The 9,316-nt window shown below is 71.1% G+C and carries 9 protein-coding genes; 8 read left to right on the top strand and 1 reads right to left on the bottom strand.

Annotated features, from left to right (window positions below):
• The first annotated feature begins 299 nt into the window (after positions 1-299).
• Positions 300-1,670 carry an FAD/NAD(P)-binding protein gene (locus VP06_RS31965; RefSeq protein ID WP_245291396.1) on the top strand — a complete coding sequence of 457 codons (1,371 nt, stop codon included), beginning with the start codon at positions 300-302 and terminating at the stop codon, positions 1,668-1,670.
• Positions 1,671-1,918: 248 nt separating this feature from the next.
• On the opposite strand, the gene VP06_RS31960 is transcribed toward VP06_RS31965, so the two are convergent.
• On the bottom strand, positions 1,919-2,182 hold the full coding sequence (locus VP06_RS31960; protein ID WP_048467854.1) for a YARHG domain-containing protein: 264 nt from the start codon (positions 2,180-2,182) through the stop codon (positions 1,919-1,921).
• A 406-nt stretch (positions 2,183-2,588) separates the two neighbouring features.
• On the opposite strand from VP06_RS31960, the gene VP06_RS31955 reads away from it, so the two are divergent.
• Genes VP06_RS31955 through VP06_RS31925 form a run of 7 tightly spaced genes read left to right on the top strand, consistent with a single transcriptional unit; the run spans position 2,589 to position 9,079 of the window.
• Positions 2,589-2,885, top strand: a complete 297-nt coding sequence (locus VP06_RS31955; RefSeq protein ID WP_048467853.1) for a hypothetical protein — start codon at positions 2,589-2,591, stop codon at positions 2,883-2,885.
• Positions 2,886-2,891: 6 nt separating this feature from the next.
• Complete coding sequence (locus VP06_RS33985; protein ID WP_053082125.1) at positions 2,892-3,893, top strand: DUF6745 domain-containing protein; 1,002 nt, start codon at positions 2,892-2,894, stop codon at positions 3,891-3,893.
• Positions 3,894-3,948: 55 nt separating this feature from the next.
• Positions 3,949-4,875 (top strand): STM4015 family protein, encoded by a 927-nt coding sequence (locus tag VP06_RS31945; protein ID WP_048467852.1) that lies wholly within the window; start codon positions 3,949-3,951, stop codon positions 4,873-4,875.
• 32 nt (positions 4,876-4,907) lie between these two features.
• Positions 4,908-6,032 (top strand): STM4014 family protein, encoded by a 1,125-nt coding sequence (locus tag VP06_RS31940; RefSeq protein WP_156295875.1) that lies wholly within the window; start codon positions 4,908-4,910, stop codon positions 6,030-6,032.
• Positions 6,029-6,847: an STM4013/SEN3800 family hydrolase gene (locus VP06_RS31935; RefSeq protein WP_048467855.1), complete on the top strand. Its 819-nt coding sequence runs from the start codon at positions 6,029-6,031 to the stop codon at positions 6,845-6,847. The genes VP06_RS31940 and VP06_RS31935 overlap by 4 nt, the downstream gene beginning before the upstream one ends.
• Complete coding sequence (locus VP06_RS31930; protein ID WP_048467851.1) at positions 6,847-8,178, top strand: STM4012 family radical SAM protein; 1,332 nt, start codon at positions 6,847-6,849, stop codon at positions 8,176-8,178. The genes VP06_RS31935 and VP06_RS31930 overlap by 1 nt, the downstream gene beginning before the upstream one ends.
• 4 nt (positions 8,179-8,182) lie before the next feature.
• The gene (locus VP06_RS31925; RefSeq protein WP_048467850.1) at positions 8,183-9,079 is read left to right on the top strand and encodes an STM4011 family radical SAM protein; all 897 of its coding nucleotides are present in this window, start codon (positions 8,183-8,185) and stop codon (positions 9,077-9,079) included.
• Positions 9,080-9,316 lie beyond the last annotated feature (237 nt).

The following is a 9,316-nucleotide window of genomic DNA, read 5'->3' as shown; positions in this document are numbered from 1 at the left end:
AAACGGAAGCAGGTCCAGGTCACCCTGGCCCTTGCTGTCTTCTCTCTCGGGATGTCCCGGAGGGCTGAGCCGTTTGCTCGGCGCCCCGTCGGTGAGCGGCTGTCTAAGGGTAGCCGGCTCGCCTGTCAACACGGGTGGGATCGGACGGTTGCGGTCGTGGTGACGGGCGAGGGCAGGGGGGCTACCCAGTCGCCGCCGCCGGCATGCTCTTCCTTTGCGCGCCGTCACGATCCGCCAAACCGAGACCGATCAGCCTGCTTCCTCTACATCATGCACGAGACGCAGGAGACCGACGACGAATGCGGACGATCCTTCCACCCATTGCGGTGATCGGCGCCGGGTTCAGCGGGACCATGGCGGCTCTCCATCTGAGCCGGCTGATGCCGGAGCGCCCGGTCCTGCTGTGCGAGAAGTCGGGTGCCTTCGCGCGCGGCCTCGCTTACGCGACCGGTTGCACCGATCACCTGCTCAACGTGCGCGCCTCCAACATGAGCGCGTTCCCCGACAGACCTGATCACTTTTCGCGCTGGCTGGAAGAATGCCCGCTCGATCGGGCGGCGTGGACCCGCTCGACGCCGGCCGGGCTGTTCGCGGCCCGTGGGCTCTACGGCCGCTACCTCACCGACCTGCTGCTGGCGGCCTTGTCCGAGCCCGGGCCAGCCCCGCATCTGATGCTCGAGAACGACGAAGTGGTCGACCTGGCACCGGCGGAGGACGGTTTCGACCTGACCCTCGCGGCTGGACGCCGCCGCCGCGTGGCAGGCGCCATCCTGGCGTGCGGCAACCTGCGGGCCCCTCGCGGCCCGCGCAGCCGCTACGCGGTCGATCCCTGGGACGATGCTCCGCTCGACGACCTGCGGCCCGACCTGCCGCTGCTGATCGTGGGGACCGGGCTGACCATGGTCGATGCCGTCGCGGCCCTGCGGCAGCGCCGCTTCGCCGGCCCGATCCTCGCCGTGTCGCGCCACGGTTTGCTGCCGCACGTCCATGATGCGACGGTTCCGTGGCCCGCGCCCGCGATACCGGCCGCAGCGCGGCCATCGCTTCTCGCGCTGCTGCGCGTCCTGCGCGACGAGACGCGCCGCGCCGCGGTGGCGGGGGTCGATTGGCGCAGCGTGGTCGATTCGCTGCGAGGCGACAGCATTGCGCTCTGGCGTAGCCTGCCGCTGGCGGAACAGCGCCGCTTCCTGCGCCATGTCCGTGCCTTCTGGGATGTGCATCGGCACCGGATGGCGCCGCCGGCCGCCACGATCGTGGAGCGAGAGCGCGCGGGCGGCGGGCTGACCGTGATGCGCGCCCGCCCGATCGCGATCGACGACCAGGCCGGCTATGCCCGCGTCGCGTTGCGCGAGCGCGGCGCAGCCGCGACGCGGATCGTCGACGTGCAGCGGATCATCGATGCGTCCGGCGTCGGACGTGTCGCGGAGACCGACGACCTGCTGCTGCGCCGCCTGATGAGCCGTGGACTGATCCGCCCGGATGCTCTCGGGCTCGGCCTTGCCGTGACCGATGATCTCGCCTTGGTCGACCAACGCGGCGAGGCCGACCGGCCGCTCTGGACGCTTGGCCCCTGCTGCGCGGTACCCTATGGGAGCGCACGGCGGTGCCCGATATCCGCGGGCAAGCCGTCGAGCTCGCCCGCACCGTGGCGGATCGGCTACGGGATGTAGCGACCGGAATGGGCGGCGAGACTGCATGAAGCCGAGAGGCGACGGAGTCACGAAAGCCCTGCGATATGAATGGCTTGCTGGCTCCAAGCCGATGCTCAATCATATTCCATAACCTACCTTATGCGAACCACGCCCCGCATGGTGGGGTCGCGCGGTGATCCGATCACCCGTTCCCGGCGGCGCAACGCAGGATGGCGCGCCCGCGGATGGGGCACACGATCCCGCCCGGATGGCCGGTGCGTCGCCCCTCAGGGCGTGCATCCCCGGGCCCGCTCCATCGCCGTAATGGTGGCGATTTCCGCCCTGTCCCGTGCGGACAGCGGGACGTCGGCCTGGTCGTCGTACCTGCAGCCGGCATTCCCGAAATTCCGGATCGCCTTGGCGGTCTTGAAGCAGTACCCCGCCTGCTTGTAGATCATGTTGCGCTGATACCAGAACTCGTCGCAGGATTGCGCCATCGCGAGAGTCGTTCCGGACAGGAACAGAACGATCGCGGCCGTCATTCGCTTCATGGTCGTACCTGTTGCCGATGGGCGAGACGCGGCGGGGCCAAAGGCCGTTGGTGCCGCGCGTCATACCGCACGATGATAACGGCCGACCGGCAGCAGCAGCAATGCTCCGGCGCGGCGCTCGGGCGGGTCCGGATCGCGTGGGTCCGAGGCGCACCGCGCGGCGGCGGTCAATTGGCCAAGCAGGTCGCCGCATCGTGGTCGCGCGACCTGCCTCTCCCGCCCTCGGCACGATCGCGGTTGACCCGCAATCGTCCCTCGGGCTAGGTCTCGTGCGAAGAGTAATCCTGGCTGCCTCGATCGTCGAGGCCGCCCCCTCATCGACCGCATACCTGCGATCATCAGCCGGATAAGGAACAGCCGCCGAGATCGATTCGGTCGCTGCTCTCGACAACCAGCGGAGTCTGCCATGTGGCGACAGGGTGATATCTTCATCCAGGCAATTCGGACGCTGCCGCGGGAGGCCGCCGATCGGCCGCTGCCGCATACCGTGCTCGCCCATGGCGAGATCACCGGTCACAGCCACCGGGTCGCCGATCCTGCCGCCCTGTTCGCCGGCGATGGCTGCTTCTACCTCGACGTGCAGGCGGAGCGGGCCCGCGTCGTCCATGACGAGCACGGCACGATCACGCTGGGGCGCGGCGTCTACCGGGTCTGGCGCCAGCGCGAGTATACGCCCGAGCGCATCGTGACCGTGCAGGACTGACGCCCGGTGCCCCGCCACTCGACCTCCCCCACCCGGCGCGTGCTGCAACCGCACGAAACCCTGGTCGAGGTTGCCTCCCCGCTCGACCGGCTCGACATGCCGCGTAACAAGGCCGTCCGCACGCTACCGGACGGTCTCGTCTGCCACCGGATCCTGGCGTCCGAGAGCCGGCTCGAGACGATCGGCGGCGGCCTGCGCTGCCGCGAACTGGTGGTCGACGGCTCGGCCGTCACCCGCATCGCCGACGGCGTCCGCATCGATTACCGGCTCTCCGCCCGGGGCTGCCACCGGCTGAAGGCCCTGCCGGCGTCCCTCCGCGCCGGCATCGTCGACCTGCGCGACTGCCTCGCCCTCGAAGAGCTGCCGCTTGGGCTGTCCCCGGCCTTCCTCGAACTTCAGGGCTGTACCGCGCTCGGACGGCTGCCCGACGACTTGGCGCTGCGCGGCGGCCGGCTCAACCTGCGGGACTGCGCGCTTATCGACGCGCTGCCAGAGCGTGGCATCGTCGCACAGCTCGACATCGCCGGCTGCGGCCGGATTGACCGCGTGCCGGAGGGGTTCCGCGTCACCTCGTGGATCGACGTCGCCGGGTCCGGCGTGACGGCGCTCCCCGCCCATCTCGACGGAATCGGCCTGCGCTGGCGCGGCGTGCCGGTCGATGCGCGCATCGCCTTCCGGCCCCATGAACTCGGGATCGCCGAGATCCTGGGCGAGCGCAACGCCGAGCGACGGCGAGTGATGCTGGAGCGCTTCGGCTTCGAGGCATTCATGACGGCCGCCGAGGCCGAGGAGCTGGATGCGGACCGCGACCCCGGTGGCGAGCGCCGACTCCTGCGCGTCGTGCTCGATAACGACGAGCCCCTGGTCTGCGTCTCGGTCGGCTGCCCCTCGACGGGCCGGCGGTACTTCCTGCGCGTGCCCCCCACCATGACGACCTGCCACCAGGCCGTGGCCTGGACGGCGGGCTTCGACGACCCGGCCGATTACGCCCCGCTGATCGAGACCTGAGACACCCCGACACCGCCCACCACACGGCCCGCTGCGAGCCCGAGGAGCCGGGACCATGCCCTACGAGAACCTGACCACCTTCTTCGGCAAGCCGGTCGAGGACGTCCGGAGCGGGATGGAGACATGGGACGTGACCCGCGTCGTGCCGCGCTTCCGGATCGAGTACGACTCCGAGGACAGCGTCCCGATGCTGCTCGGCGATTACGCGGCGCTCCCCGGTGTCGAGGCGACCGAGGCCATCGTGATCGGCTTCTGGCAGGGCGACGATTCGGAAGGCTCGTCGCAGCAGGTCGTCGAGGCTCTGGTGACCTATTCCGAGCGCTTCCCCAACCTGCGCGCGCTCTTCCTCGGCGACATCATCTCGGAGGAGAACGAGATCTCCTGGATCAACCAGAGCGACCTTTCGGCGCTTTGGCCCGCCTTCCCGAACCTGGAGCACATGCAGGTGCGCGGCGGCAACGACCTGGCGCTCGGCCGGTTCGAGGCGCCGCACCTGACGGCCCTGATCCTCGAATCGGGCGGGCTTCCGCGGCGGGCGGTGCGGGATGCGCTCGCCGCCGGGGCGCCGGAGCTGCGCCACCTCGAACTGTGGCTCGGCACAGAGGATTATGGCGGCGACACGACGCCGGACGACTTCGCCGACCTCTTCGCCGGCCGGCTGTTTCCGAAGCTCGAGACCCTCGCCCTGCGCGACTGCGCCTATGCCGACGACCTCGCCGTCGCGCTCGCCAAGGCCCCGGTGCTGGAGCGGATCACCACCCTCGACCTGTCGCTCGGCAACCTCACCGATCGGGGCGCGGAGGCGCTTCTGGCCTCGCCCGCGGTGGCGCGGTTGTCGCGGCTCGACCTGCATCACCACTTTCTCACCGACGCCACGGTGGCGCGGCTCGAACGGCTCGGCCCGTCCGTCGACCTCTCCGACCGGCAGGAGGAAGAGGAATACGGCGGCACGATCTACCGCAGCATCGCCGTCTCGGAATGATGCAAGCCGCCGGCTCCCCGCTGACCCCTTGCGTGATCCTCGGGGCCGGGGACGACGAGCGTGCGGCGGGATTCAGCGCCGCGCTGGTTCGGGCCGGGCTGCCGCCCGCCCGCATCCTCGATTATGCCAGCTTCGCGGAGGCGCCGGACCGGCTCGGCGGCCTGTTCCCGGAGGGGCGCGGGCTCCTGCGCTTCGAATCCCCCGGAGGTGACCCCCGCATGCGCCGGGCGCTGCTGCGCCTCGCCGGCGCGCAGGAGGAGGAGCCCGGCCAAGAGGAGCCCGGCCGTGAGGCAGGCACGCGGCTGCGCCCCGACCATGCCGTGCAAACCGGGCTCGCGGCGGCGATCGGGCTCGCGCGGCGCATCCTGCCGCCTGGCGTCGTCGCGACCCACGATCCCGCGGCGGTGGCGCTGCTCTACGACAAGCGCGCCTGCCACGCTGCCATGCGGGCCGCGGGGCTGCCGGTGCCGCGGGCGCTGCCGCCAGTGAATGATGTCACGGCCCTGCGGGAGGCGATGCGCTCCGCCGGGCTGTCCCGGGCCTTCGTCAAGCCGCGCTACGGCTCGGGGGCGGCGGGCATCGCCGCGCTCGCGGTCGCGGGCGGGGACATCGTGGCGATCTCCTCCGCCGAGCACGCGCCGGGTGACGGCACGCTGCACCACACCCACCGGCTGCGGCGCCTCCGCGGGGCGGGTGCGGTCACCCTCGTCGACGCGATCCTGGCGCAGGACGCGCATGTCGAGCACTGGGTGCCCAAGGCGGCGATCGGGGGGCGTCCGTGCGACCTGCGGGTGCTGGTGGTGGGCGGCGAGCCGGCCCACATCGTCCTGCGCCTGGCCGACGGGCCGATCACCAACCTCGATCTCGGCGGGCGCCGCGCCGAGGCGGACATTCTGCGCGCCCTTGCCCCGCCCGCGGCCTGGGAGGCGATGCTGTCGGATTGCCGCCGTTTCGCCGCCCGGCTCCCGGACAATCTCCACGTCGCCTTCGACGTCGCTCTGACGGTCGGCTTGCGCCGCCATGTCTTCTTCGAGGCGAACGCCTTCGGCGACCTGATCCGGCGCGTGAGCCATGCGGGGTGCGACCCCTATGACTGGCAGGTCGCGTGCCTGCCGGCCTGGATCGCCGGGCGCCGTGCCGTGGGGTGCGCCGCATGATCCGGGCCGCAGATCTGGTGGGCACGCACGACATCCTGCTCGTGACGCTCGATTCACTCCGCTACGACGTGGCGAGCGCCGCGCTCGCGGCGGGCCGGACACCTGCTCTCTCGCGCCTCCTGCCCGGGGGCGCCTGGGAACGCCGGCACGCGCCGGGCAGCTTCACCTACGCCGCCCATCAGGCGATCTTTGCCGGCTTCCTGCCGACCCCCGCCGCGCCGGGCCCGCATCAGCGCCACTTCGCGCTGTCGTTCGAGGGCAGCCGCACCACCGGGCCGGACACGGCGGTGTTCGACGCGCCCGACATCGTCTCGGGCCTCGCCGGGCGCGGCTACCACACGCTCTGCATTGGCGGCGTCGGGTTCTTCAACCAGCGGTCTGCTCTCGGGCGTGTCCTGCCGAGCCTGTTCGCCGAGAGCCATTGGCGTCCCGCCTTCGGCGTGCAGGCGCGCGACTCCACCGCCGCCCAGGTCGGCCTCGCCGTCGAGCGGATCGCGGCGCTTCCCCCGGAGAGGCGCCTGTTCCTGTTCATCAACATTTCGGCAACCCATCCTCCGACCCGCCCTTATCGGCCCGGAGCGAGCCGGGAGAGCCCGGAGACGCAAGCGGCCGCCCTCGCCTATGCCGACAGCGCCTTGCCTCCGCTCTTCACGGCGCTCGGGCGGCGGGCCCCGACCCTCTGCATCCTCTGCGCGGATCACGGCACCGCCTTCGGCGAGGACGGCTATCACGGGCACCGTCTCGCCCATCCGACGGTCTGGGACGTGCCCTATGCGGAGTTCCTCGTGAATGCGTTCATCCCGGAGGCGACGTGATGAGCGACGCGGCGGCGATCCTGACCGGGCCGGTCTATGGCGGCTACCAATACGCCTATCCGCACAAGACCGCCTACGGGCCCCTCGCCCGGCCGGTGCGGTTGCGCGAGCTCTGGGCGGAGGAGCCGAAGACGGGGCTGTTTCTCTACGCCCATGTGCCGTTCTGCGCGATGCGCTGCGGCTTCTGCAACCTGTTCACCCTGACACGGGGCGAAGGCCAGGTCGGGCCCTATCTCGATGCCCTGCGGCTCCAGGCCGAGACGGTGGCGGAGAGCCTCGGCGCCGTGCGCGTGGCCCGGATGGCGATCGGCGGCGGCACCCCGACCTTCCTCGCTCCGCCGGACCTCGACCGGCTGTTCCGCGACCTGCGGGCGACGTTCGGTGCCACGCCCGCCGCGGTCCCGACCTCGATCGAGACCGCGCCCGGCACCACCACGCCGGACCGCCTCTCCGTGCTACGGGCACACGGGGTCGAGCGCGTCAGCATCGGCATCGAGTCGTTTCGCGCCGACGAGACCCGGGCGATGGGCCGGCCGCAATCACGAGGAGCGGTCGAGGCCGCACTGGGAGCGATCCGCGACGCCGCCATCCCGGTGCTCAACATCGACCTGATCTACGGCGCCGCCGGGCAGACGCCCGAGAGCTTCCTGGAGTCGGTCGAGGCGGCGCTCGCCTGGGAGCCGGAAGAGCTGTTTCTCTATCCCCTCTACGTCCGGCCGCTCACCGGGCTCGGGCGGCGCGGTGGCTCCGCCGACGATGATCGCGCCTGGGACGCGCGCCGCCTCGCGATCTACCGCGCGGCCCGCGACCGGCTCCGCGCCGCCGGCTACGCCCAAGGCTCGATGCGGATGTTCCGGCGTCGGCCCGAGGCGCCGTGGGGCCCCGCCTATGACTGCGCCCGCGACGGCATGGTGGGGCTCGGGGCCGGTGCACGCTCCTACACCGCCACCCTGCACTACTCGACGCCTTACGCGGTGGGGCAGGCCGGCATCGCCGAGATCATCGCCGACTACGTCGCCCGCGATGCTGGCCGGCATGGGCGGGCCGATTACGGCGCTTGGCTCGACGATGAGGACAGGCGGCGGCGCTTCGTGATGATGCACCTGCTCCAATGCACCGGCGTGCCGTTGCAGGCCTATGCCGACCACTTCGGCGCATCGCTCCTCGACGACCTGCCGAACCTGTCGAGCCTCGCCGAGGCAGGACTCGCCACACTCTCCTCCGATTCCCTCGCCCTCACGGAATCCGGCCTCGAACGCTCGGATGCGATCGGCCCCTGGCTCCAGGCGTCCGCCACGCGCGAGCGGATGCGCGCCTTCGCGCTGCGGTGACGACGTGAGCCGTCATCTCGACATCCTGTATCGGGGCCCGCTCGCGAGCTGCAATTACGCCTGCCCCTACTGCCCCTTCGCCAAGAGGCGTGACAGCCGCGAGACCCTGCGGCGGGATGCCGAGCAGCTCGCCCGCTTCGTCGCCTGGGTCGATGGGCAGAGGCGGCGCAGCCTCGGCATCCTGTTCACGCCCTGGGGCGAGGCCCTGATCCGCCCCGCCTATCGGGCGGCGATGATGCGGTTGAGCCGCATGCCGCAAGTCCGCCGGGTCGCCGCGCAGACGAACCTGTCCTGGCCGACCGGCTGGCTCGATGATTGCGATCCGGCGCGCATCGCGTTCTGGTGCACCTTCCATCCGGGAGAGACCAGTCTCGACCGGTTTCTCGGCCGCTGCGCCACCCTCGATGCCCGCGGCATCGGCTACAGCGTCGGGGTGGTGGGCAAGCGTGAGCACCTCGCGAGCGTCGCGGCCCTCCGCGCTGCCTTGCGCCCCGAGATCTATCTGTGGGTCAACGCCTATCGGGACGAGGGGCCGAACTACTACGCCGAGGACGACCTCGCGGTGTTCCAGGCCGTCGATCCCCTGTTCGGCCTCAACCGGGCCGGGATCCGCAGCCGCGGCCGCGCCTGCGCCACCGGCGAGAGCGTCATCAGCGTCGACGGCGATGGCGAGGCCCGCCGCTGCCACAGCGTCAAGACCCGGATCGGCAACCTCTACGACCCCGATTTTGACGCCGCCCTGACGCCGCGCCCCTGCCCGCTCGCCCAATGCCGCTGCCATATCGGCTACGCCCACATGCCGCATCTGGGTTTTCGCGATCTGTTCGGCGACGGGCTGCTGGAACGGGCGCTGCCGGCGCCTCACGCCGCCGAGACCGGACGGACACGCCCAGGCGGTTAGGATCGTAACCGCACGCCGTCGATCCCACCCGAGTTGACAGGCGAGCCGGCTACCCGTAAACGACCGCTCACCGACGGGGCGCCGAGCGAACGGATCAGCCCTCCGGGACATCCCGAGAGAGAAGACAGCAAGGGCCAGGGCGACCTGGACCTGCTTCCGTTTCTCCCGGGTGTGAGATCTGGCTCTCAGCCCGATCAGCTCTTTGACAAGTGCATCTGAGAAAGAGAAGCGTGGACG

The organism is Methylobacterium aquaticum, from assembly GCF_001043915.1.
In the GTDB taxonomy this organism is placed as follows: domain Bacteria; phylum Pseudomonadota; class Alphaproteobacteria; order Rhizobiales; family Beijerinckiaceae; genus Methylobacterium; species Methylobacterium aquaticum.
This window is presented reverse-complemented; position numbering and strand designations above follow the sequence as displayed.

What these genes read in the sequence shown, in the direction of transcription:
- VP06_RS31965 (WP_245291396.1), top strand. Translation starts at nt 300, where the DNA reads ATGCGGACGATCCTTCCACCCATTGCGGTGATCGGCGCCGGGTTCAGC.
- VP06_RS31960 (WP_048467854.1), bottom strand. Translation starts at nt 2,182, where the DNA reads ATGAAGCGAATGACGGCCGCGATCGTTCTGTTCCTGTCCGGAACGACT.
- VP06_RS31955 (WP_048467853.1), top strand. Translation starts at nt 2,589, where the DNA reads ATGTGGCGACAGGGTGATATCTTCATCCAGGCAATTCGGACGCTGCCG.
- VP06_RS31945 (WP_048467852.1), top strand. Translation starts at nt 3,949, where the DNA reads ATGCCCTACGAGAACCTGACCACCTTCTTCGGCAAGCCGGTCGAGGAC.
- VP06_RS31935 (WP_048467855.1), top strand. Translation starts at nt 6,029, where the DNA reads ATGATCCGGGCCGCAGATCTGGTGGGCACGCACGACATCCTGCTCGTG.
- VP06_RS31930 (WP_048467851.1), top strand. Translation starts at nt 6,847, where the DNA reads ATGAGCGACGCGGCGGCGATCCTGACCGGGCCGGTCTATGGCGGCTAC.